We start from the raw sequence: 22,174 nt of genomic DNA, 5'->3' as shown, positions 1-22,174 counted from the left end.
CGGCAGCGGCAGCGGCAGCGGCGCTGTCGGCGGCGGTCGGAGTCGATACCTCGGCATCGGCGCCGCGGCGAGCGCTCGACCGCCGCGTGTAGCCTCCCCACGTGACCACCGTGATCCGCGCCTCCGCCGTACTGCTCGACATGGACGGCACGCTCGTCGACTCGACCGCCGTGGTCGAGCGGGTGTGGACCGACTGGGCGGTCGAGCACGGACTCGATCCGGCCGACGTCCTGCCGGTGATCCACGGCAGGCAGGCGCACGCGAGCATGGCGATCCTGCTGCCGGCGCGAGCCGTCGACGAGAACCTCGCCGACAACCGCGCGATGCTCGAGCGCGAGACCACCGAGACCGAGGGCGTCGTCGCCGTCGCCGGCGCCGCCGGCCTCCTGCGTGCACTCGCCGGGGTGCCGCATGCGCTCGTCACGTCGGCCACGCTCGCACTCGCGACCGCTCGCATGGCGGCCGCCGCGCTCCCGATGCCCGCGATCGCGGTCACCGCCGAGAACGTGACCGAGAGCAAGCCCGATCCCGAGGGATTCCTCGCGGCGGCCGCCGCGCTCGGCGTCGCACCGCACGACTGCGTGGTGTTCGAAGACTCCGGAGCCGGGATCACCGCCGCCCACCGGGCCGGCATGCGCGTCGTCGGCGTCGGCCAGCTCGCCGAACGGCATGGGGCCGATCATCTCGTCGCCGACCTCTCGACCGTGCGGGTCACCGTCGACGGGCCGACGTTCACCATCACGCTGACGCAGCGCTGAGACACCGCGACGAGCCGCGCTGCGGATGACCGCGACGGGGCGCACCCCGCGCCCACTGTCGCACCACCGCAGCACCGCAGCACCGCAGCACCGCGCCACCGCACCACCGCACCACCGCAGCACCGGACCGCCCCATCTCCGCCGCACGACGGATCTCGCCGCGACCACGGCTCGCTAGCGTGGAGGGATGCCCGAATCCCTGATCAACGCGCAACCGGTCGCGCCGGGCGCGGAATGGGTGCGGCCGCGCCCCGACCGACGCGGGTACCGCAACGACCTCGTCCTGGCGCTCGTGCTCGCCGTCGGCACCGCCGCCAGCGTCGTGCTCTACCGGGCCACCGGCTGGGGCGAGGGAACGCCGTGGTGGGCCTCTGCTCTCTGGGTGGTCGGCATGAACCTCCCTCTGGCCGCGCGGCGCCGGTGGCCCGAGGCGGTCGCGCTCGTGGCATCCGCGGTCTTCATCGCGGGCGGGCAGACCGGCGTCGGCGAGGCGCTCTTCTCGAACATCGCACTCTTCGTCGCGATCTACTCGGTCGGCGCCTGGAGCCGCAGCCGCCGCATCGCGACGATCGTGCGCGCGGTCATCGTCGTCGTGATGTTCGGCTGGCTGTTCTGGGGGCTCATCTTCTACTCGGCCATGCAGGACCACCTGCCCGAACTCTCCCGCGAGGGCGGCCTGCTCTCGCCGTACGTCGCCTACGGCCTCATCAACGTGCTGACCAACCTGCTCTTCTTCGGTGGCGCCTGGTACTTCGGCGACAACGCCTACCGGTCGGCGCGCGCCCGGGCCGAGCTCGAGCAGCGCACGGGCGAGCTCGCCGCCGAACGCGAACGCACCCGCACGCAGGCCGTCGCGCTCGAACGCCTGCGCATCGCACGCGAACTGCACGACGTCGTCGCGCACCACGTCTCGGTCATCGGCGTGCAGGCGGGCGCCGCCCGCCGGGTCCTCGCGAAGGACCCGGCCGCGGCCGCCGCGTCGCTCTCGACGATCGAATCGAGCGCCCGCGAGGCCGTCGACGAGTTGCACGCGCTGCTCGGCACGCTCCGCAGCGACGGCGACACGGGTCCGGTCGACCTCGGCGACACCGGCGGGGTCGACGACCGCGGCGGCGGCGGCGAGGCGGCCGCCACGAGCACCTCCACCCGCGGACTCGCCCGCCTCGACGAGCTCGTCGCCGAGTCGTCCGACGGCGGGCTGTCGGTGACGCTGTCGATCGTCGGCGAGCCGCGACCGATCTCGCAGATGGTCGACCTCAGCGCCTACCGCATCGCGCAGGAGGCCCTCACGAACGTGCGCAAGCACGCGGGCGCCGCCGCGACCGCCGAGGTCCGGGTGCGCTGGACCGACGCGGCGCTCGAGGTCGAGGTCACGAACACGGGCACGGCGACCACGCTCGCCGGCAATGCACGACGCGGGGATGCCTCGACCGGGGCCGGCCTCGGCCAGCTGGGCATGCGCGAGCGGGTCGCCGCCGTCGGCGGCACGCTCGAGCTCGGACCGCGCGCCCGCGGCGGCTATCTCGTGCGCGCGAATCTCCCGCTCCGGCGGGTCGAGGAGGTGGGCGCGTGAGCATCCGCGTGCTCGTCGTCGACGACCAGAGCCTCGTGCGGGCGGGGTTCCGCACGATCCTCGATTCGGAGGACGGCATCGAGGTGGTCGGCGAGGCCGCCGACGGCCGGGCCGCACTCGACCGGGTCGCGGAACTCGCCCCCGACGTCGTCTGCATGGACGTGCAGATGCCCGGCATGGACGGCCTCGAGGCGACGCGGCGCATCACGGCCGACGCGGCGACGACCGCGGCCGTGCTCGTGCTCACGACGTTCAACCGCGAGGACTACCTGTTCGCCGCACTCGATGCGGGCGCGAGCGGGTTCCTGCTGAAGAACTCGAGCCCCGAGCAGCTCATCGAGGCCGTGCAGGTCGTCGCCCGGGGCGACGCGCTGCTCTCGCCCGACGTCACACGGCGGGTGATCGAGGCGGCACGACCCGGCCGGCCGAGGAGCGGCGACCCTTCGACCGCTCGACCGGCTCAGGGGGAACCGGGCTCCGGAATCGAGACGTTCGCAGACCCCGTCGCCGACCGCGACGCCTCCGGCGACGGCGTCGCGGGGCAGCCGGCGGCGCGCTCCGGCACCTCGACCGCGGCATCCCCCGCCCTGCTCACGCTCACCGACCGCGAACGCGAGGTGCTCGAACTGCTCGCCGAGGGCATCTCGAACGCCGAGATCGCCGAACGGCTGTGGGTCGGCGAGGCGACCGTGAAGACGCATGTGTCGAAGGTGCTCATGAAGCTCGGCATCCGCGACCGGGTGCACGCCGTCGTCTACGCGTACGAGCACGGCGTGGTGCGCCCGCGCGGCTGAATGCGGATCGGGGTTGACGCACGCCCACGACCGACCTATGGTTAAGCAATTCATTAATTAAGGAGTTGCTTACATTGGTCGAGGCGAACGACGAGCTGAGCGCGGTGTTCCAGGCGCTCGCCGACCCGACCCGCCGCGCGATGCTCTCGCGCCTGCGCGTCGGCCCGGCGACCGTCGGCGAGCTCGCCGAGCCCTTCACGATGAGCCGCCCCGCGATCTCGCAGCACCTCAAGGTGCTCGAACGCGCCGGCCTCATCGAGCGCACCGCGACGGCCCAGTGGCGCACGTGCACCCTCCGAACCGAGCCCCTCGACGAGGCGTCCGCGTGGGTCGAACGACACCGCGGCGAGTGGAACGACCGCTTCGACCTGCTCGCCGAGCACCTCCGCACCATGAAGGAGAATTCGGAATGACCGAGTACCAGACCACGACGACGGATGCCTCCGGCTCCGCCGAACGCCCGCAGTTCACGATCACCCGCGTGTTCGACGCACCCCGCGAACTCGTCTGGCGAGCATGGACCGAGCGCGCCGACGCCGCCGAGTGGTGGCACCCGCGCGACGTCACGATCAAGCCGGGCAGCATCGACCTCGACGCACGTGTCGGCGGTCGCTACCGGTACACGATGGTCGCGCCCGACGGAACCGAGTACCCCACCGCCGGTGTCTACCGCGAGCTCGACGCCCCGAAGCGCCTCGTCATGACCTGGGGCTCGCCCGGCGATCCCGACGACGGCGCGCCGGTCATCACGGTGACCCTCCGCGAACTCCCCGGCGAGCGCACCGAGATGCTGTTCCACCTCATGGGGATCGCCGGCGCTGCGGGCGACGACAACGTCTACGACGGGTGGGACTCGGCGTTCGACGTGCTCACCGAACACCTCGACGGGGCCGGCCCGTCGTCGGGAAGCGAGGCGAGCTGATGGGCCGCCTCATCGTCGAACAGGTCGTGACGGCCGACGGGTACGCCGCCGACCCCGACGGCGGCATCGGGTTCTTCGAGGCGCTGATCCCGACCGGGGACGACGGCGAGCCCCAGCTCAACGACGCCGAGCAGCTCGCCTACGTCTCGCAGGCCGACGCGATCCTGTTCGGCGCGACGACGTACCGCATGTTCGCCGACTACTGGCCGAAGGCCGACCCCGCCGTCGAGCACGTCGCCGGGCTCATCGATCGGCTGCCGAAGCTCGTCGTCTCGAACACGCTGGCCGAGGCGCCGTGGGGCGACGGCCGGATCGAGATCCTCTCGGGCGACGGCGCCGAGCGCACCGCCGAGGTGAAGCAGCGATTCGACACGACCATCGTGTGGGGCAGTCTCGTCCTCACCGACGCCCTCTTCGCGGCCGGTCTCGTCGACGAGCTCCACCTGCGCATCGTGCCGGTGCTGCTCGGCGACGGTCGATCGTTCACGCCGACCGCGATGACCGACCGGGGCCTGACGCTCGACCGCGTCGCCGAACGCCCCGGTGGGGTCGTGAGCCTGCGCTATCGCGTGCGCTGAGCGCCGTCGCGCCACGGAGGCCGGGAAGCCATGGGCCTCCCGACCTCCGGGCACTCAGGGGCGGAACGTGCTCAGGGCTGGAAGCCGTGCGGCTTGGGCAGCACCGTCACGGGTTCGGACGACGCCGTCCCGGCCGGCAGGCCGGGCGCGCGTGCCGTGACCGTGAGCACGAGCTCCTTGCCCGAGATCGACGGGTTCACCTTGAGGGCGGCGCCGTCGGCCCACGGGATGGTCCGGCCGTCGGCGGTCCACCGGTAGCTGAACCGGGCGCCGTCGACGTCCCATACGCCGGGATCGGCCGTGAGCGTCGCCCCCGGGATGGGAGTCCCGGTGAACGACGGCGCCTCGACGGCGACCGGCGCACCGGGGCGCACCGTCACCGTCGCCGACCCCGACGCGGCTCCGAGCGTCGCGGTCAGCACGTGCTCGCCCGCATAGGCCGGCAGCTCGACCGAGGCTCCGTCGACCACGTCGGTCGCCACCGAGCTCGTCACGGCGACGAGGTCGGAGACGTCGCCGATCGGCGCACCGTCGGCATCGAGCGCCTCGACGGCCAGCTCGACCGAGTCGCCCTTGTCGACCGAGGTCTCACTCGGGGTCACCTCGAGCGAGACTGCGACGGATGCCACGTCCGCCCATTTCGCATACGCCACGGCGTCGTCCACGAGCACCGCGTCGAAGTCGAACGGCGTCGTGAGCGCGGCATCCGCGAACCAGCCCTGGAACACCCACCCGTGCTCGCTCGGCGCAGCCGGCTCGACGGGCGCCGAGCCGTACGCGACCGCCTGCGGCGGCATCGCCTCGCCGTGGCCGCCGAGGTCGAACGCGAGCGACACCGGGTCGACGACGCCGAAGGCGCCCGACGCGGCCGCTGCGGCGGGCCCGCCGACGACCGGCAGCACGATGCGGCTCACGGCCGTGTCGACCGTCACGCTCGCGTTGGCCGTCCCCCCGATGCTGTAGCCCGACAAGTTCGTCGTGACGACCACGCCGATGCGGTGACCGGCGGCGAACGTCGTGTCGTACGGTTCGAGCGGGAAGTCGAACGCCGTCGCCTCGCCCGGCGTCACGGGCACGGCCTCGCCGTCGGCCAGCGAGAAGCGGTTCGACGAGTCGAGCGCCCCGCGTGCGGCGCGCCACACGTCGGTCGTCTGCGAACGACGGTCGACCTCGAGGTAGCACGCGTCGTCACTCGCGCTCTCGGCGCCCCAGCAGGTGCGCTCGGTGGTGTTCACGACGCCCTCGCCGCTCCGGGAGGTGCGGGTCGAGGTGCCGTAGTCGACGAGGAGCGCGCTGAGGTTCGCCTGCGACTGGCCGAGCGAAGCGGTCAGTTCGACCCGCGCCGTGCCCGAGATCCGCAGGTCGCTCGTGAGCGGCTCGGACAGGAAGACGAGACGGTTCGCCTGCGACCCCTCCGGCGCGTTGATCGCGTTGCCCTCCGAGATGGATCCGGACGGCCCCGTGAAGGTCGCGGTCGCGGCGCCGTCACCGGGCTGCAGTCGGAGGTCGCCGGCTGCCCCGGGGGTCGTCCCGCCGAGCAGCACCTCGACCCCGGTCGTCCCGGGAACCGGCCAGTTCGCGACATCCTCGTAGACCTCGGGGTCGGTTTCGACCGTGGCCACCGGCTCGTCCATGATGCCGTTGTCGATGCCCTGCAGCCAGTAGTCGTACCACCGGTGGATCGTCGACACCCACTCGACGCGGTTGTAGTCGAACGGGTCGGTGTGGCCGACCTTCGCGAGCCAGATCTTGCGCGGCACGTCGTGCTCGCCGAGCGCCTCCCAGTACTCGCCCACCTGGCTCATGCGCACGTTGTCGTCGTTGAGGCCGTGCGCGAGGAACACCGACGCCCGGACATCGTCGATGTCGAGCCGGTAGTCGCGCTCCGCCCAGAACGGGTTGACGTCGCCGGTCTCATCGCCGTCGATCGCGCTGAGGTTCGCGCGCACCGGGGCGCACAGCGGGCGGCGATCGGGGTTCGTGACCGTGTTCGACAGGCTCGCCGGGTAGTTGCTGTTGTGCGCGATGCCGCCCGTGCGCGAGTAGCCGTACCAGTACGAGATCGCCGAGATCGGCACGATGGTCGTGAGGCCCTCGACGCCGGTCGCCGCGACGCCGTTGGCGAGGGTGCCGTCGTACGACTTGCCCATCATCGCGGCCTTGCCGTTGTCCCAGTCGGCGACGGCGGCGGTGCCGTCGGCGTAGTGGCCGGCGACGCGGCCGTTCAGCCAGTCGATGACGACCTTCATGCTCTCGATGTCGCCCGGCCCGCCGTGCATCGGGCACCCGGTGGAGTTCGCGGTGCCGTCCATCTCGGCGAGGATCATCGCGTACCCGCGGGGCACGAAGTAGTTGTCGTAGAAGAGCGGCCACTGGTCGTTGAGGCCGTCGCCGTCGACGTCGGCGATGAGCTGGGACTCGTTGCCGCGGCCGAGCGTCGTGTAGTACGGGCTCGTGTCGATGATGGCGGGCACCTTGAGGCCGGCGTCGCTCTCGGCGGGACGGATGATCTCGATCGCGGTGACGTCGTCGACGCCGTCGAGGTCCTGGTCGACGCCGGCGACCGGGATGAGCACGCGCTCCCTGATCGCCTGCGTGTAGTCGAAGACCGGCGCGGTGACGCCGTCGACGATGCTCAATTCGGGCACGTCGTCGGCGACGGCCGTGGTGGGGAACATGAGGGTGCCGACGAGTGCGACGGCGAGTCCGGCGACGATGCCGGCGGCCCGGCGTCGACGACGCGCGGGCGGCAGTTGAACCGTAGTGAGCGGTGACATGCCCTCTGTCTACCGTCGCGGTGGACGCCGGCGCTAGGAATTCGGCCGAGAATGTTCAACAAACTTGCAGCAGGCCGGGCGCGGCACGCGTGCCCGGCCTCTCCGATGGGCACGTCGGCACCGCCCGCGGCGCGGGTCGCCTCGGCGAGCGCCTCCGCGGGTGACGCGTCCCGGAAGCGGAGGGTGGTGCCGCCCGCCATCTCGATCGACGGACGCGGTGCGCGCGTGAGCACGAACACCGGCACGTGGAACGGCGGCTCGTCACCCCGGTGGGGTCGTCGGCCTGCGCGATCGGCTGGACCGAACGCTCTGGTCCGCGTCGACGACCTCGCCGTTGCGCGGCAACCAGCCGCCGAACGTGATCGGCACTGCGCGGGCATGCACGACGTCGAGCCGGTCGACGACCTGCAGGTGCACATGCGGCTCGGTGCTGTTGCCGGAGTTCCCGCACCGGCCCACCTGCTCACCGGGCCGCACGGCCTGCCCGATTCGTACGCTCACGCTCGCTCGCTGCAGGTGGCACAGCACCACGATGCCGCCCTCGGCCCGGATCATGACGTGATTGCCGGCCAGGGCGAGCCACCCGAGGCTCGCACGACGGCGTTGCCCCAGTGCATAGCCGATCGACGGCACCCCGCGATACGCGTCGTGATCGGGTTCGGCGTCGTGGGTGGCGACGACCACGCCTGCGACGGGCGAGAGGATCGGACGTGCGAAGCCCGGGAAGCGTTCGGCCGGTTCGGGCCGCACGAGCGAGGCGAGCGTGATCGCCCCCGATCGCCCGTCGGCACCGACGGGCACGAAGTCGATCGCGTACGACGTGGCGAACTCGGCGGTGCCATGGCTCGGCACCCGGTCGGCGGGGCTGTGCTGCGTGAGCCAGCGCCCTTCGAACGGATATCGCAGGTCGACGGGCGGCACCGCGTCACCGCCGCTCGGGCGGCACGGTCGCCGCGTCGGGCAGGCCGGTCTGGTACTCGGCCGAGAGCATGCGGTACGAGCGGGTCGTGAACGCCACGAGCGCGAGTGCGACCATGACGAGCCCCGCGAAGAAGAACACGAGCGCGATGCCGCGGGCTTCGCCGTCGCCGAGCAGCCAGCCCCAGGTCGCCTGCCCGTCGGGCGAGTCCATGTACGGGATGATCCAGAACTGGGCGATCGGCGCGATGAGGAACGCCGTGATCGGCGCGGCCGCGGCCTCGAAGGCCTGCGCGAAGCCGAACACCCGCCCCTGCCGGCGGAAGGGCACGACCTTCTGGATCACCGTCTGCTCGGCCGCCTCGACCACCGGGATGAGGCACATGTACGCCCAGATGCCGAGCCCGTAGAGCACCCACCACTCTCGGATCGTGAACAGGGCGCCGAGCAGGCCCATGCCGATCACGACGAGCAGCATCGTGCGGATGGGGTTCTGCCCGAGTCCCCACTTGGCGATCACGAGCCCGCCGATGATGAATCCCGTCGCAGTGACGCCGAGCACGACGCCCCACGCCTCGACCGGGAAGAGCGTCAGGCCGTACGGGTCCATCAGCGCCATGTACACGCCGCCGATGAGGTTGTTGAACGTCGAGAAGATGATCAGTGCGAAGAGTCCGGGCGCCGCCCGGATCGCGGTGATGCTGCCGCGCAGGTCGACCGCGGGGGCCCGGCCGTCCTCGGCGACCGGACGTTCTTCGGGGATGCGGACGAACATCAGGTGCACGAGCGCGACGAGCGTCATCGCGATCGCGATCGCGAGGGTCCACCCCATGCCGAGCAGGCCGATCGCGAGCCCGCTGAACACGCTCGTGACGATGAACGAGAGCCCCTGCACGGTGCCGACCATGCCGTTCGCGTTGGCGTGGCGCTCGACGGGCACGAGGAGGGTCACCGTCGTCGAGAGGGCGATGTTGCGCATGTTCTCGACCACCGACCCGAACAGGATGATGCCGGAGAACGCCCAGAACCACGGGCCGCCGAGGTCGACGAGCGCCGACTCGGGCTGCAGCAGGTACAGCACGCCGGCGATGCCGAACGAGCCGAGCGTGACGAGGCTGGAGAACACCATGACCCGGTGCTTGCGGTGCCGGTCGACGATCGTGCCGAAGAACATCGCGAAGACGGCGATGAGCAGCATGTACGCGCCGCCGATGATGCCGGTGGCGAGCACCGACTTCGTCTCGAGGTAGACCCAGAACGTGAGCGCGAACCAGAGGAAGCTCGTCGTCACGTTCGCGATCATCGTGTTGGCGAGCACGTGCAGGAAGGTGCGCATGCCGTTCGCCGGCGGCTCGGGCTGCGACGCGGACGTCGGCGCCTCGGCCTGCGGCGGAACCCCCGCAGGCGTGATCTCGCCGGCCGGCGACGCCGCCGCCGTCGCCTGCCGGTCCGTCTCGGTTCCGTCGAGCCGTTCGCCCACCCTGCGAGGGTAACCGCGGCCGCCGACATCCATAACCCCCTCGCGGCACGACCTCCCCCACGCGACGGAGCCGGGAAACCCGTCGGCCGGCGGATGCCGCCGGCCCCGGGACATCCGTACCGTGAGGGCATGCTCGAACTCCACGACGTGACCAAGCGCTACGGCGAGCGCCTCGCGCTCGACGCCGTCTCGTTCTCCGTCGGCGACGGCCGCCTCACGGGCTTCGTCGGCGGCAACGGCGCCGGCAAGACGACGACCATGCGCATCGTCCTCGGCGTGCTCGCCTCCGACGGGGGCACGGTGACGCTCGACGGCGAGCCCGTCACCGCGACCGACCGCCGCCGATTCGGGTACATGCCCGAAGAGCGCGGCCTGTACCCGAAGATGCGCGTGCTCGAGCAGACCGTCTACCTCGCCCGCCTGCACGGCTGGAGCACCGAGGCGGCGACCCGCAACGCGGTCGAGCTGCTCGAGCGCCTCGGCCTCGGCGAACGGCAGGGCGACACGATCGAGTCGCTCTCGCTCGGCAACCAGCAGCGTGCGCAGATCGCCGCCGCGCTCGTGCACCGCCCCGAGGTGCTCGTGCTCGACGAGCCGTTCTCGGGGCTCGACCCGATGGCCGTCGAGACCGTGCAGGCCGTGCTGGCCGACGTCGCGGCGACCGGCGTGCCCGTGCTCTTCTCCTCGCACCAGCTCGACATCGTCGAGCGGCTCTGCGACGACCTCGTGATCATCGCGAACGGACGCATCGCCGCGTCGGGCACGCGCGACGAGCTCCGCACCGCGCACGGATCGGAGCGCTGGGAGCTGCTGACGAGCGGCGACCTCGGCTGGCTGCGCGAACGGCCGGGCATCGAGGTCGCCGACTTCGACGGCGGCTGGGCCGTGTTCGAGGCCGATTCGGATGCCTCGCGCCAGTCCGTGCTCGCCGAGGCCGTCTCCCGCGGCGAGGTCGTGAGCTTCAGCCGCGAGCACACCACGCTCGCCCAGATCTTCAAGGAGGTCGTGCGATGAGCGGCGCGAACCGGCCGACGGCGCCGAGCTTCGTCGACAGCGTCTCGCTCATCGCGGGTCGCGAGATCACGATGCGCCTGCGCAGCAAGGCCTTCCTCATCTCGACGGGCGTGCTCATGCTCGCCGTACTCGCCTCGGTCGTGCTCGGCAGCCTCTTCGGCGGGCAGTCCGAGCCGACGAAGGTCGCCGTGGTGGGCACCGCCGCCGATGCCGTGGCCGGCAGCGACGCGCTCGAGGCCGTGCCCGTCGACGACGAGGCCGCCGGCGAGCAGCTGCTGCGCGACGGCGAGGTCGACGCGATCGTCGTGCCCGAGCCAGGCGCTCATCAGGGTCAGACGGTCGACCCCCTCGGCATCACCGTCATCGGGCTCGACCAGACGCCGACGGGCGTGGTCCAGGCGCTCTCGGTGCACCCGAGCGTCGAGCTGCTCGACCCGGCCGCCGTCGACCCCGGCCTCGCCTATCTCGTCGCCTTCGGCTTCGGCATCGTGTTCTTCATGTCGGCGCTCACGTTCGGCACGACGATCGCGCAGTCGGTCGTCGAGGAGAAGCAGACCCGTGTCGTCGAGATCCTGCTGTCGACCGTGTCGGCGCGTGCCCTGCTCACCGGCAAGGTGATCGGCAACAGCGTGCTCGCGTTCGGGCAGATCCTCGCGATCGCGGTGCTCGCGATCCTCGGGCTCATGCTCACGGGCCAGAAGGTGCTGCTCGGCGGGCTCGGCGGTTCGGTGACCTGGTTCGTCGTGTTCTTCGCGATCGGCTTCGTGATGCTCGCCGCCCTCTTCGCCGCGACGGCGGCGATGGTGTCGCGCTCGGAGGACATCGGGTCGGTGACGACCCCCGTCACGATGCTCGTGATGATCCCCTACTTCCTCGTCGTGTTCTTCTTCGACGACCCGACGGTGCTCGGCATCATGAGCTACGTGCCGTTCTCGGCGCCCGTCGGCATGCCGGTGCGCATCTTCCTCGGCCAGGCGGAGTGGTGGGAGCCCATCGTGTCGCTCGTGATCCTCGTCGCGACGACGGCGCTCGCGGTCGCGATCGGCGAGCGCATCTACCGCAACTCCCTCCTCAAGACGGGCGCCCGCGTGCCGCTCGCCGAGGCCCTGCGCGGGTAGCCGGCCCGCTCGCGCAGCACAGGCCGCGGGCGGATGCCTCGGAGTCGGGGGACACGAGGCATCCGCCCGCTTCACGTCGTGCGCCGGCGCGAGGCATCCGTGCGTCGTCGGCGCGAATGCGCCGATTCCGTGCGCCCGGCGTCACGATGCCTGCCCGCCCGCGGATGCGAGGATGGTTCGGTGAACTCTCCGCTCCACGACACGACCTTCCGCGGCTTCGCCTCCGACAACTACTCGGGCGTGCACCCCGAGGTGCTCGCCGCCATCCAGACGGCCAACGACGGCCACCAGGTGGCCTACGGCGAGGACGTCTACACCGAGCGCCTGCAGCAGGTGTTCGCGCACCACTTCGGCGAGGGCGTCGAGGCGTTCCCGGTGTTCAACGGCACCGGTGCGAACGTGACCGGCCTGCAGTCGATGCTCCCCCGCTGGGGCGCGGTCGTCTCGGCGAAGACGGCGCACATCAACTCCGACGAGGGCGGAGCGCCCGAGCGCGTCGGCGGCATCAAGCTGCTCACGGTCGCCGCGCCCGACGGCAAGCTCACGCCCGAGCTCATCGACGAGGAGGCGTGGGGCTGGGGCGACGAGCACCGGGCGCAGCCGCTCGTCGTGTCGATCACGCAGACCAGCGAGCTCGGCACCGCGTACACCGTCGACGAGGTGCGCGCGATCACCGAGCACGCCCACTCGCTCGGCATGAAGGTGCACATGGACGGCGCGCGCCTGTCGAACGCGGGCGCGACGCTCGGCGTTCCGCTGCGCGCGTTCACCCGCGACGCGGGCGTCGACGTGCTGAGCGTGGGCGGCACCAAGAACGGATGCCTCGGCGCCGAGGCGATCGTGGTGCTGAACCCCGAGGCATCCGAGGGCCTGAAGTACCTGCGCAAGCTCAACATGCAGCTCGCGTCGAAGATGCGCTTCGTCTCGGCGCAGCTCATCGCGCTCTACGAGGGCGACCTGTGGCTGCGCAACGCGACGCACGCGAACGCGATGGCCTCGCGCCTGCGCGACGCGCTCGACGCGGGCATCGCGGCGGGCGAGCTGCCGGGCCTCGGCTTCAGCCAGGCGACGCAGTCGAACGGCGTGTTCGCGACGCTGCCGCAGGGTGTCGCCGACAAGCTGCGCGACCGCGGGTTCCGTTTCTACGACTGGGACGCCGCACGCGGCGAGGTGCGCTGGATGTGCGGGTTCGACACGAGCGAGGCCGACATCGACGCGTTCGTCGCCGGCATCCGCGAGGAGCTCGCGGCGGCGTAGGCCCGTCGACGCCACGAGGGCGCGGCATCCCCTGCGGATGCCGCGCCCTCGTCGTCGTGCCGACCGGTTCAGCGGCCGTCGGCGAGGCGCTCGATCGGGATCGTCGTGCCGAGGATGCGCTCGGCCGCGCGGTGGCCCGAGAGCAGCGCCCCGTTGACCGTCGCCGGACAGTCGCCCCACGTCGCCTCGCCGGCGAGGTGCAGCACGTCGCCGACGGGCGTGGCGATCACGTCGTGGTCGTCGTACGAGGCGCCGCGGGCGACGTAGGAGTACGAGCCGAGTGCGTACGGGTCGGAGCCCCATCGGGTGATCCAGTGGCCGGTCGGCTCGGGCACCGCGTCGCCGTAGTTGCGCCGGAGGCCCTCGAGCACCGAGGCGACGATCTCGTCGTCGGCCATCTGCTCGATGCGGCGGGCCCACTCGCCGCCCGCGAAGGTGAGCAGCATCGGTGTGCCGCTGACGACCGACACGTCGTACCACGAGTGCCAGGGCGCGCTCTCGGCGCCGAGCTGGCGGATCGCGTACGCGCCGTCCTGCCAGAAGCGCTCGGGGAACTGCAGGAAGACCTTGTCGAACGTGCCCATGCCCACCCGGTCGATCGCGCCGGACACCGCCTCGGGCAGAGCGGGCTCGAAGTCGATCGTCCCGGCCTTGAGCACGCCGAGCGGCACCGTCACGACGACCCGACCGGCCTCGAACGACTCGGACGCGGTGGTGACGCGCACGCCCGCCGCCGACCACTCCACCGCCGTGACCGGCTGCCCGAGTCGGATGTCGAGGCCATCCGCGAGCGCCGTCGCGAGCGCGTCGTAGCCGCCGGGGAACACGACCTCGTCGCCGTCGATCGCGTCTTCGTCGAGCCCGTGGGCGTCGACCTCGGCGCCGTCGGCGCCGCACTGCTCCTCGGTGCGATGGCGGTGGAACGCGCGCACCCGCTCGGTGCGCTCCGGATCCCAGCCGAGTCCGGCGAGCGCCCGCTCGACGACGTCGGCGTAGCTCTCGCCGTGCTCCGAGGCTTCGACCGCGGCGGCGAGGCGCTCGTCGGCCGCCGCGACGTCGTCGAGCCACGCGTCGGTCGCCGCGGCGTCGAGCTCGCGGTGCTCCTCGTCGTAGTTCGCGATCGGGCGCCCGCCGGCCTGGAAGCTGCCGACCGTGAACTCGGCGGTCTCCATGCCGAACGCTGCGACGAGCTCCGTGAGGGGGTTGCCGTCGAGCCCGTGGATCCAGGAGGCGCCCCGGTCGACGGAGAAGCCCGGCGAGCGGTCGGTCCAGGTGCGTCCGCCGATGCGGTCGCGCGCTTCGAGAACGACGACCTGGCGACCTGCGGCGTGCAGGAGCCGGGCGGCGGTCAGTCCGGCGACGCCGGCTCCGACGATGACGGTGTCGAACATGGGCTACTGGTCCATTCGAGAGGGAGGCGGGTGAGCGGAAGGCGGCGAGCGGATGACAGGCGGCGAGCGGATGACGGGCGGCGCGTGCACCCGGCGTGCGAGCGGCGCGGCGCCGAGGCGTCCGCCGCATCGGTCACTCGGGGGCGAGCACCTCGGTCTCGCGGTTGAGCGAGCGCTTCTGGAAGTAGTCGCGGGAGCCGGGGAACATCGCCCAGACGAACATCAGCACGACGCCGAGCAGGAGCGACCCGATGCCCACGATGAAGGCGCCGCCGACACCGGCGACCTGCGAGTAGCCGTAGTCGGGGTTCAGCATGTCGATCGCCGACTGCACGAACGCCCACGCCATGAAGACCCCGCCGAGCAGCGGGAAGACGAGGCGGTAGAAGAAGTTGCGACGGCTGGCGAAGAGCGTGCGGCGGAAGTACCAGACGCACGCGAAGCTCGCGATGGCGTAGAAGAAGGCGATCGCGAGGCCCATCGAGAGCAGCGAGTCGGCGAGCACGTCGGTCGAGACGAGGTTCATGCCGGCGTAGTAGACGATCGCGATCACGCCGACGAGCATCGTCGAGAACGCCGGCGTCTTCGACGCCTCGTGCACCTTCGCGAAGCGAGCCGGGAGGGCCTTGTAGACGCCCATGGCGAAGGTCCCGCGCGCGGTCGGCAGGATGGTGGTCTGCGAGGAGGACAGCGCCGAGATCGCGACGGCGACCACGAGGAACCAACCCAACGGGCCCATCGCCATGCCCGCGAGCACGGAGAACACGTCGTCGGCGTTGGTCTCGTTCGCGAGGCCCGTGCCGGTGTCGCCGAGGCCGGCGTACATCATCGCGACGACGGTGATGCCGACGTAGGTGATCAGCAGGATGACCGTCGTGAGGGTCGCGGCGCGGCCCGGCGTGCGACGCGGGTCCTTCGTCTCCTCGGTGAGGGCGAGGCACGTGTCCCAGCCCCAGTAGATGAAGAGCGCGAGCAGGATCGCCTGCACCATGCCGGTGCCGTCGGCCAGGAACGGGTTGAACCAGTCGAGCGAGACCGGGGTGGGGTCGGGTGCGGTACCGGTGAAGTAGCCGATGAGGCAGCCGACGACGAACGCGGCCATCGCGAGGTACTGGATCGCGAGCAGCACCTGCTGCATGCGCTCGCCGATCTCGACGCCCCGCAGCGACACCCAGGTCATGACGGCGATGATGACGCAGCCGAAGGCGGTGACGATGAAGCGGTTCTCGACGAGCGAGCCGTCGCCGATGAGGCTCAGCAGGTAGGCCGAGGCGATCTCGGCGAGGTTCGCCATGACGAGCACGCCGGCGACGGCGATGCTCCAGCCGGCCATCCAGCCGGTGCGCGGGCCGAACGCCTTCGCCGCCCAGGTGAACACGGTGCCGCAGTCGGGCACGTCGTTGTTGAGCTCGCGGTACGCGTAGGCGGTGAAGAGCATCGGCACGAACGCGAGCACGAAGGCGATCGGCGCCTGCGCGCCGACCGCGATGACGACGTAGCCGAGGGTCGCGGCGAGCGAGAAGAGCGGCGCGGTCGAGGCGATGCCGATGACCGTCGAGCCCCAGAGCCCGAGCTTGCCGATGGCGAGGCCCTTCGTGGGGGTGCCGGGTGCCGGAGCGCCGGGGGCGGGAATGGCGGATGCGCCGGGCGCGGAGGCGGCCGGGGCTGCGGTCTGCTTCGTCAACGTGGTACCTGCTCGTCGTCGAGGGGTGGGTGGGGCTCGAACAGTGTACCTGACCGACCGACTAGTCGGTCTGTGCGTGGGTCACGGCGTTCGCCACCGCGCGACCGCGGCCGCGCCCCGCGCTGCAGGCCCGCCAGGCGGCCGGGTCGCCGGGCGGCCTCAGCCGCCGGCGCGGAGGCTCTCGAGCGCGGCGATGATCGCCTCGACCCGCTCGCGCGTGACGACGTCCTCGCCGGCGTCGAGGTTCATGAGCGCGTTGTGGTTGATGCCGTCGCCGGCGAAGAGCACCAGGCGGGCGAGCGTCGCCTCGCCGGTCGCGGTCTCGAGCGCGTCGAGCCAGTCGGCCCGGCACTCGCGCAGGACCTCGAGCGCCGCCTCGTCGCCGGTCTGCGCGATGCGGTAGGCCGCCTCGATCAGTCGCTCGAGCTCGCTGTCGCGATCGAGCGACGAGACGAGGTAGAACCGCACGGCCCCCTCCGGCGAGGTGCGCATCTGCTCGGTGTCGCGCCGCGCCTGGGCGCGCAGCTCGACGAACAGCGCCGCACGCAGCGCGCTCACCGACGAGAAGTGGTGCAACGCTCCCGACTTCGAGAGCCCGGCCCGGCCCGCCACCGCCTCGAGCGTGGCCCCCCGCAGGCCCCGCTCGACGACGAGGTCGGTGTACGCGGTGAGGACTCGGGCGGCCTGGCCATCGACGGTGATCACCACGCCATCGTACGAGCACGGACGCACACGACGGGCGCACGAAGGCGCGGCACCCGTTCGCGATGAACGGATGCCGCGCCCGAGGTGTTGCGTGCCGGTCAGTGCCCGACGGCCCGCAGCGCGTTCACGATGCCGTCGCCGAAGAAGCCGTTGGTCTTCTTGGCGCTCTCGCAGGTGTGCGTCGCGGTGAGCGTCGCACCCGCCGGGGTGTGACGGGTGTAGGTGAAGTCCGCCGGCACCGGGCAGGCCTCGTCGACCGCCGACTTCAGCAGCTTCTTCTCGACCGCGTTGGCGTTCATCCGGATGCCGCCGCGCAGCGGGTCGGCCGCGCCGTACTGGCTCACGACGAGCGCGGCGACGCCGGCCGCGTGCGGCGACGCCATCGACGTGCCCTGCAGGTACTGGTAGTACGCGCAGGTGCCCTCGTCGTCGCAGCTCTCGACCGCCCAGTCGACGACCACGTCGCCGTTCTCGTCGATCGCGCCCTCGGCCTCGGCGAGCGAGGCCGGGTAGGCGGCGAGGATGCCCTTCGTGATGTCCCGGGTGTTCGCAGGGGTGTCGTACACGTCGCCGCCGGGCGCCGCCACGTCGATGTAGCCGTTGCCGTAGCTCGAGTAGTACGCCTTGCGCTCCGAGATGCCGGTGCTCGAGACCGAGATCACGCCGTCGCCCTCGGCCGGCATCGAGATGCACGACTCGGGGTCGAGCAGGTCGCGCACGTAGGCGGCCTCGCCGGGCACGCTCGCGAAGTCGGGGCTGCCCCCGTCGGTGACCGCCTTGGTGTAGTCGATCGCCTCGTTGCCGGCGGCCGCGACGAGCGTCACGCCGTGGCCGCGCGCGTAGTCGAGCGCGCGCTGCATCGCCTCGACGATGGTGCGCTGCTCGGCCTGGTCCTCCGCAGAGTCGGCCGGGTGGCTCGAGCAGTTGAAGAGCCACGGGTCGACGTAGTAGCTCATGTTGACCACGTCGATGCCGTGGTCACCGGCGTAGGTGAGCGCGTCGACCGAGGGCTGCAGGAAGAAGTAGCCCGAGTCCTGGCCGGCGCGGAGGTTCACGAGCGACACGTTCGGCGCGACGCCCGCGATGCCGAGGCCGTTGATCGGCGAGCCGATCGTCGAGGCGACGTGGGTGCCGTGGCCGTTCTCGTCGACGTCGGCGGCATCCTCGCAGGAGCCGTCGGGCTCGTCGGCGCAGTCGCCGTCGATCACGTCGCCGTTCGCGTCGACGGGCACGTCGACCGTGAAGTTGCGGCTGAGGTCGGCGTCGAAGTTCGGTGCGATGTCGGGGTGGCTGCCGTCGACGCCGGTGTCGATGATGCCGACCCGAACGCCCTTCGAGCCCTGCTGCCAGGCGTACGAGCCGTCGACCGTCGCGTCGATCTGCTGCATGTCCCACTGCAGGTCGGCGAGCGGCTCGGCGTCGGCCGAGCTCGGCGCGTGCGACTTCGCCTTGCCTGGGGCGGCGTGCCCCTCGTCCTCGACGCCGTCGCTCTTCTTCGCGTCGGCGTGGCCGGAGCCCGGCACATCGCCGATGATGCGGTTCTGGGCGGTGCCCTCGATGACCGACTGGTCGGCCGCGGCGTCGGCGAAGCCGGCGCCCGCACGGACGGTGGCGACGCCGATGGCGTCGTTCTGCGAGACGACGGTGCCGCCCGCGGCCTCGACCGCGGCGAGCGCGTCGGCGCTCGACACCCCCTGGGCGAAGACCACGACGTACTCGTGATCGGCTCCCGCATCGGCTCCGACGGCTCCGGCAGGTGTTGCGGCGAGCGCGGTCAGGCCGATGGCGATGGCAGAAGCTGCTGCGATGGATCGCATCTTCAGCATGAAGCATCCTTCCTCATTGACGGGATCTTGCCCGGCCATGCTCGCACACGGTCGAGCCAGGCCGATAGGGGGTCCACGAAGTGTTCGACGACGCTCCCGGAATACCTCGGCGGTTCCATGCGTTCGAATCGATCGGGACGACGGCGACCCGCACCACCGCTCAACGCAACGAACCAGGAAGCAGCACCATGACGCTCGTCACCGATCTCACGTCCCGCAGGGCCGACACGGCCGCACCCCTCATCGACCCGCTCGTCGAGCGCTGGAGCCCCCGCGCCTTCGACCCCGAGGCCGTCGTCGAGACCGAGACCCTGCGGACCATCCTCGAGGCCGCCCGCTGGGCGCCGTCGGCGAACAACTCGCAGCCGTGGCGTTTCATCGTCGCCCGGCGCGGCACCGCCGCCTTCACGACCCTGCACGACCGGATGGCGGGCTTCAACCAGGAGTGGGCCGACTCGGCCGCCGTGCTCATCGTGAACATCGCCGAGACCGTCGACGCCGAGGGCCGCCAGCGCCCGTGGGCGCGTTACGACCTCGGCCAGGCCGTCGCCCACCTCACCGTGCAGGCGCAGCACGAGGGCCTGCACACCCACCAGATGGGCGGCTTCGACGCGGCCGCGATCCACGAGGCCTTCGGCCTGCCTGAGAACCAGGAGGTCGTCTCGATCACCACGATCGGCGCCCTCGGCGACGTCGACCAGCTGGGCGAGGTGCTCCGGGAGCGCGAGGTCGCGCCGCGCCGCCGCATGCAGCTGGCGGAGTTCGTCACGGTCGGCGAGTAACCGCCGCAGCGAGACGGATGCCTCGGGGTCGATCGACCCCGAGGCATCCGTCGTCTGCGCCCCTCATGGCGTACGGCCGCACCCCGACGCGTCAGGCCCCGACGAGGTCGACCGGGGTGGTCGGCGACGGGTCGCGCCGTGCCGCGGGCTCGCGCTTGCGGTCGAGCGCCTTCTTGATGCGCCACGCCGCGAACACCGCGACGACGCTCACGACCACGTGCATGCCGAGGAAGACGTCGGTGAGCCCGGCGCCGAGCAGCACGCCCGCGACGAGCGGCCCGGCCGCCGAGAACGCGGTCTGCATCGCGCCGATGGTGCCGAGCGTCTGGCCGACCATGCCCTTGGGCGCGAGCTGCGCCGTCAGCGGGTTGAGCACGGGGCTGTAGATCGTCTCGCCGACGGCGAAGATGCCGTAGGTCATGACGAACAGCGCCGAGGCGATGCCGGGTGCGAACTGCGCCGCAGAGAGGATGAGCCACGACACGACCCAGATCGAGCCGACGGCCATGAGCAGCACCGGCGCGCTGCGCTTCGCCGTGAGCTTCACGACGATCACCTGCAGCGCGACGATGACGAGGCAGTTGACCGCCGCCGCCATGCCGATCGCGGCGGGGTCGACGTCGAGCACGGTGATGCCGTAGGCGGGCAGCCCCGACTCGAACTGGGCGTAGAAGCCGAGCGCGAGGGCGACCGTGACGACGGCCGTCCAGCGCATGGCGGGCTCGGCGAAGATCCTGCGCAGCGCCCCGCGGGAGCGCGCCGCGCCGTCGGGGTGCCCGTCGCCGTCGAGGTCGACCGCGGCGATCGCCCCGGTCGCCGCGTCGAGCGCCGAGAACGCGCCCGTGTGCGCGGCCACGCGACCGGTCGCGGTGCCGACGCCGGCACCGACGAGCCCCGCCTGCCGCACCCGCCCGGCGAGCGCGATGATCGCCGACGACAGCACGAACCCGCCGGCCGCCATGGCGAAGCCGACGTCGAGCCCGTCGGCCCGGTCGAGGTCGACGACGAGCCCCGCGAGGAACGCGCCTGCGGCCATGCCGAGCGATTCGCCGGTGAACTTGTAGGCGAACACCTTGCGCCGGTCGTCGCCCGAGGACCACTGCAGGGCGAGCACCTGCTTGGCGGGCACGGCGGCCGAGAGTCCGAGGCCGAACACGAGCATGCCGGCGAGGAAGAGCGCGGGCACGTCGACCCAGACGAGCGAGGCGACGCCCGCGGCGCCGATCAGCTGCGCGATGACGGCGACCTTCACGGGGTCGAAGCGGTCGGCGAGCCGCCCGGCGAGCGGGGCCGCCACGAGCGCGCCGATCGAGAACAGCGACGAGGCGCCGGCGGCGACGAGGGCACCCCAGCCGCGGGTGTCGGCCGCATAGGCGTACTGGTAGGGCAGCACCGCTCCCCAACCGAGCGATCCGATGGCGCTGGCCAGAATGAGCAGTCGCGCGCGCATGGTGGTGTCCTCCTCCCGAGGTCTCGACGAGCAGAGGGATGCCTCGCGCCGACGCCGGCGACGAAGCATCCCTCACCCTTCGAATGCGAAGTATTCGATATCGAAATATTAGCAACCGAAATATGCGTGAGAGAATTCCCGTATGCCCCGACGAACCCCGAGCGCCCCCGAACTGCACCGTCGCGCGGTCGCGACGTACGTCGCCGCGGGCGGAGAGGAGTCGGTGCAGCGCGTCATCACCGCCGTGCAGAGCCTCACCAAGAAGCTCGACCAGTGGTACGTGCGCCAGCTCGCCGACCTCGACATCGCCGCCGGCGAGTGGGCGGTCGTCACCTCGCTCGCGAAGGCCGGCGAGGCGCTCACGCCGAGCCAGCTCGCCGACCTCACGAACGTCGCGCCCTCGTCGATGACGCACCGGCTCGACAAGCTCGCCGAGCGCGGGCTCGTCGAGCGCACGCCCGACCCCGAGAACCGCACCCGCACCTACATCAGCCTCACCGACGAGGGGTGGGAGCTGTTCAGCCTCGCGATCCGCGGCTCGTCGGTCGTCGAGACCGACGTGCTGCAAGACCTGAGCGACGACGAGCGCATCGAGCTCGCCCGCCTGCTCGAGGTCGTGATCGCCCGCCTCGACGACGTCGAGGCGTAGCCCGACCGGCGGTCGGGCGGCGAGCCGTCCCGAGACCCGCTACCAGGAGCGCACGCGCTCGACCGTCACCCGCACGGGCACCGAGTACTCGGCGATGTAGCGCTCGGGCGTGTACTCGATCCGCTCGATCGCCTCGGCGTACTTCTCGGCGTACCGCGGCCACTCGGGCCGATCGCCGATCTCGCCGATCTCGGCCGACCCCGTGAACACCGCGACGTCGTCGCCGACCTCATCGGTGTTGAAGTGCAGGGCGGTGCGCGGGTTGCGGGCGAGGTTCGCGAGCTTGGGCGTGTCGGGCTTCGAGAGCAGCATCAGCTCACCCTCGTTCCACACGAACCACACGGGCGTCGGCACGGGGGTTCCATGCTGGTTCACGGTCGTGAGCCAGATGGTCTCCTCCGTCTCGAGGCGCTCGATGACGCGGTCGCTCAGCTTCAGTTCTTTCGACATGGATGCCTCTCCTCGGGCTCGTTCGCGGCCGGTCTCGATCTGCTCGCC

General features: G+C 71.6%; 20 protein-coding genes. 11 read left to right on the top strand and 9 right to left on the bottom strand.

Annotation, left to right across the window (positions count from 1 at the left end; translation table 11 throughout):
* The first annotated feature begins 101 nt into the window (after window positions 1-101).
* From PX701_RS00175 to PX701_RS00150, 6 genes are all read left to right on the top strand, one after another.
* Complete coding sequence (locus PX701_RS00175; protein ID WP_231429539.1) at window positions 102-758, top strand: HAD-IA family hydrolase; 657 nt, start codon at window positions 102-104, stop codon at window positions 756-758.
* A gap of 187 nt (window positions 759-945) precedes the next feature.
* Complete coding sequence (locus PX701_RS00170) at window positions 946-2,331, top strand: sensor histidine kinase (protein ID WP_275505147.1); 1,386 nt, start codon at window positions 946-948, stop codon at window positions 2,329-2,331.
* A complete protein-coding gene (locus PX701_RS00165; protein WP_275505146.1) occupies window positions 2,328-3,125 on the top strand; it encodes a response regulator transcription factor in 798 nt (265 codons plus the stop codon). Before PX701_RS00170 ends, PX701_RS00165 begins: the two co-directional genes overlap by 4 nt.
* A gap of 74 nt (window positions 3,126-3,199) precedes the next feature.
* A complete protein-coding gene (locus PX701_RS00160) occupies window positions 3,200-3,538 on the top strand; it encodes an ArsR/SmtB family transcription factor (RefSeq protein WP_231429536.1) in 339 nt (112 codons plus the stop codon).
* Entirely contained in the window at window positions 3,535-4,047 is a 513-nt protein-coding gene (locus tag PX701_RS00155) for an SRPBCC family protein (RefSeq protein ID WP_275505145.1), read from the top strand. Before PX701_RS00160 ends, PX701_RS00155 begins: the two co-directional genes overlap by 4 nt.
* The gene (locus tag PX701_RS00150) at window positions 4,047-4,625 is read left to right on the top strand and encodes a dihydrofolate reductase family protein (protein ID WP_231429534.1); all 579 of its coding nucleotides are present in this window, start codon (window positions 4,047-4,049) and stop codon (window positions 4,623-4,625) included. Before PX701_RS00155 ends, PX701_RS00150 begins: the two co-directional genes overlap by 1 nt.
* A 71-nt stretch (window positions 4,626-4,696) precedes the next feature.
* On the opposite strand, the gene PX701_RS00145 is transcribed toward PX701_RS00150, so the two are convergent.
* The 3 genes from PX701_RS00145 to PX701_RS00130 form a co-directional block, all read right to left on the bottom strand.
* Window positions 4,697-7,402 carry a CocE/NonD family hydrolase gene (locus PX701_RS00145; RefSeq protein WP_275505144.1) on the bottom strand — a complete coding sequence of 902 codons (2,706 nt, stop codon included), beginning with the start codon at window positions 7,400-7,402 and terminating at the stop codon, window positions 4,697-4,699.
* A gap of 261 nt (window positions 7,403-7,663) precedes the next feature.
* Window positions 7,664-8,323, bottom strand: coding sequence for a M23 family metallopeptidase (locus PX701_RS00135; protein ID WP_275505143.1), 660 nt, complete (start codon window positions 8,321-8,323; stop codon window positions 7,664-7,666).
* A 4-nt stretch (window positions 8,324-8,327) separates the two neighbouring features.
* On the bottom strand, window positions 8,328-9,656 hold the full coding sequence (locus PX701_RS00130) for an MFS transporter (protein WP_231432236.1): 1,329 nt from the start codon (window positions 9,654-9,656) through the stop codon (window positions 8,328-8,330).
* Window positions 9,657-9,929: 273 nt separating this feature from the next.
* Between PX701_RS00130 and PX701_RS00125 the strand changes: the two genes are divergently transcribed.
* From PX701_RS00125 to PX701_RS00115, 3 genes are all read left to right on the top strand, one after another.
* Entirely contained in the window at window positions 9,930-10,814 is an 885-nt protein-coding gene (locus PX701_RS00125) for an ABC transporter ATP-binding protein (RefSeq protein WP_231429531.1), read from the top strand.
* The gene (locus PX701_RS00120) at window positions 10,811-11,932 is read left to right on the top strand and encodes an ABC transporter permease (protein ID WP_275505142.1); all 1,122 of its coding nucleotides are present in this window, start codon (window positions 10,811-10,813) and stop codon (window positions 11,930-11,932) included. The genes PX701_RS00125 and PX701_RS00120 overlap by 4 nt, the downstream gene beginning before the upstream one ends.
* A gap of 180 nt (window positions 11,933-12,112) precedes the next feature.
* Window positions 12,113-13,189 carry a threonine aldolase family protein gene (locus PX701_RS00115; protein WP_231429529.1) on the top strand — a complete coding sequence of 359 codons (1,077 nt, stop codon included), beginning with the start codon at window positions 12,113-12,115 and terminating at the stop codon, window positions 13,187-13,189.
* A 68-nt stretch (window positions 13,190-13,257) separates the two neighbouring features.
* Here PX701_RS00115 and PX701_RS00110 read toward each other — a convergent pair whose 3' ends face one another.
* From PX701_RS00110 to PX701_RS00095, 4 genes are all read right to left on the bottom strand, one after another.
* Window positions 13,258-14,580, bottom strand: coding sequence for a flavin monoamine oxidase family protein (locus tag PX701_RS00110; protein WP_275505141.1), 1,323 nt, complete (start codon window positions 14,578-14,580; stop codon window positions 13,258-13,260).
* Between the two features lie 133 nt (window positions 14,581-14,713).
* Window positions 14,714-16,213 carry an APC family permease gene (locus tag PX701_RS00105; RefSeq protein ID WP_275505562.1) on the bottom strand — a complete coding sequence of 500 codons (1,500 nt, stop codon included), beginning with the start codon at window positions 16,211-16,213 and terminating at the stop codon, window positions 14,714-14,716.
* A 210-nt stretch (window positions 16,214-16,423) separates the two neighbouring features.
* The gene (locus PX701_RS00100) at window positions 16,424-16,969 is read right to left on the bottom strand and encodes a TetR/AcrR family transcriptional regulator (RefSeq protein WP_231429528.1); all 546 of its coding nucleotides are present in this window, start codon (window positions 16,967-16,969) and stop codon (window positions 16,424-16,426) included.
* Between the two features lie 98 nt (window positions 16,970-17,067).
* Window positions 17,068-18,795, bottom strand: a complete 1,728-nt coding sequence (locus PX701_RS00095) for a S8 family peptidase (RefSeq protein ID WP_231429527.1) — start codon at window positions 18,793-18,795, stop codon at window positions 17,068-17,070.
* 188 nt (window positions 18,796-18,983) lie between these two features.
* On the opposite strand from PX701_RS00095, the gene PX701_RS00090 reads away from it, so the two are divergent.
* Window positions 18,984-19,577: a nitroreductase family protein gene (locus tag PX701_RS00090; RefSeq protein ID WP_231429526.1), complete on the top strand. Its 594-nt coding sequence runs from the start codon at window positions 18,984-18,986 to the stop codon at window positions 19,575-19,577.
* 91 nt (window positions 19,578-19,668) lie between these two features.
* On the opposite strand, the gene PX701_RS00085 is transcribed toward PX701_RS00090, so the two are convergent.
* Window positions 19,669-21,027 carry an MFS transporter gene (locus tag PX701_RS00085; protein WP_275505140.1) on the bottom strand — a complete coding sequence of 453 codons (1,359 nt, stop codon included), beginning with the start codon at window positions 21,025-21,027 and terminating at the stop codon, window positions 19,669-19,671.
* A 142-nt stretch (window positions 21,028-21,169) separates the two neighbouring features.
* Between PX701_RS00085 and PX701_RS00080 the strand changes: the two genes are divergently transcribed.
* A complete protein-coding gene (locus PX701_RS00080) occupies window positions 21,170-21,676 on the top strand; it encodes a MarR family winged helix-turn-helix transcriptional regulator (protein ID WP_231429524.1) in 507 nt (168 codons plus the stop codon).
* Window positions 21,677-21,715: 39 nt separating this feature from the next.
* Here PX701_RS00080 and PX701_RS00075 read toward each other — a convergent pair whose 3' ends face one another.
* A complete protein-coding gene (locus tag PX701_RS00075; protein ID WP_275505139.1) occupies window positions 21,716-22,126 on the bottom strand; it encodes a TIGR03667 family PPOX class F420-dependent oxidoreductase in 411 nt (136 codons plus the stop codon).
* Window positions 22,127-22,174: the final 48 nt, after the last annotated feature.

Source organism: Agromyces chromiiresistens, assembly GCF_029167465.1.
Taxonomy (GTDB): Bacteria; Actinomycetota; Actinomycetes; order Actinomycetales; family Microbacteriaceae; genus Agromyces; species Agromyces chromiiresistens.
Note: the sequence above shows the minus strand (reverse complement) of the source record. Positions and strands in the feature narration are given on the sequence as shown.

Coding starts and splice junctions, on each gene's coding strand:
- PX701_RS00120 (WP_275505142.1), top strand. CDS start 10,811: ATGAGCGGCGCGAACCGGCCGACGGCGCCGAGCTTCGTCGACAGCGTC.
- PX701_RS00075 (WP_275505139.1), bottom strand. CDS start 22,126: ATGTCGAAAGAACTGAAGCTGAGCGACCGCGTCATCGAGCGCCTCGAG.
- PX701_RS00085 (WP_275505140.1), bottom strand. CDS start 21,027: ATGCGCGCGCGACTGCTCATTCTGGCCAGCGCCATCGGATCGCTCGGT.
- PX701_RS00125 (WP_231429531.1), top strand. CDS start 9,930: ATGCTCGAACTCCACGACGTGACCAAGCGCTACGGCGAGCGCCTCGCG.
- PX701_RS00150 (WP_231429534.1), top strand. CDS start 4,047: ATGGGCCGCCTCATCGTCGAACAGGTCGTGACGGCCGACGGGTACGCC.
- PX701_RS00095 (WP_231429527.1), bottom strand. CDS start 18,795: ATGCTGAAGATGCGATCCATCGCAGCAGCTTCTGCCATCGCCATCGGC.
- PX701_RS00130 (WP_231432236.1), bottom strand. CDS start 9,656: ATGCGCACCTTCCTGCACGTGCTCGCCAACACGATGATCGCGAACGTG.
- PX701_RS00110 (WP_275505141.1), bottom strand. CDS start 14,580: ATGTTCGACACCGTCATCGTCGGAGCCGGCGTCGCCGGACTGACCGCC.
- PX701_RS00080 (WP_231429524.1), top strand. CDS start 21,170: ATGCCCCGACGAACCCCGAGCGCCCCCGAACTGCACCGTCGCGCGGTC.
- PX701_RS00090 (WP_231429526.1), top strand. CDS start 18,984: ATGACGCTCGTCACCGATCTCACGTCCCGCAGGGCCGACACGGCCGCA.
- PX701_RS00145 (WP_275505144.1), bottom strand. CDS start 7,402: ATGTCACCGCTCACTACGGTTCAACTGCCGCCCGCGCGTCGTCGACGC.
- PX701_RS00155 (WP_275505145.1), top strand. CDS start 3,535: ATGACCGAGTACCAGACCACGACGACGGATGCCTCCGGCTCCGCCGAA.
- PX701_RS00170 (WP_275505147.1), top strand. CDS start 946: ATGCCCGAATCCCTGATCAACGCGCAACCGGTCGCGCCGGGCGCGGAA.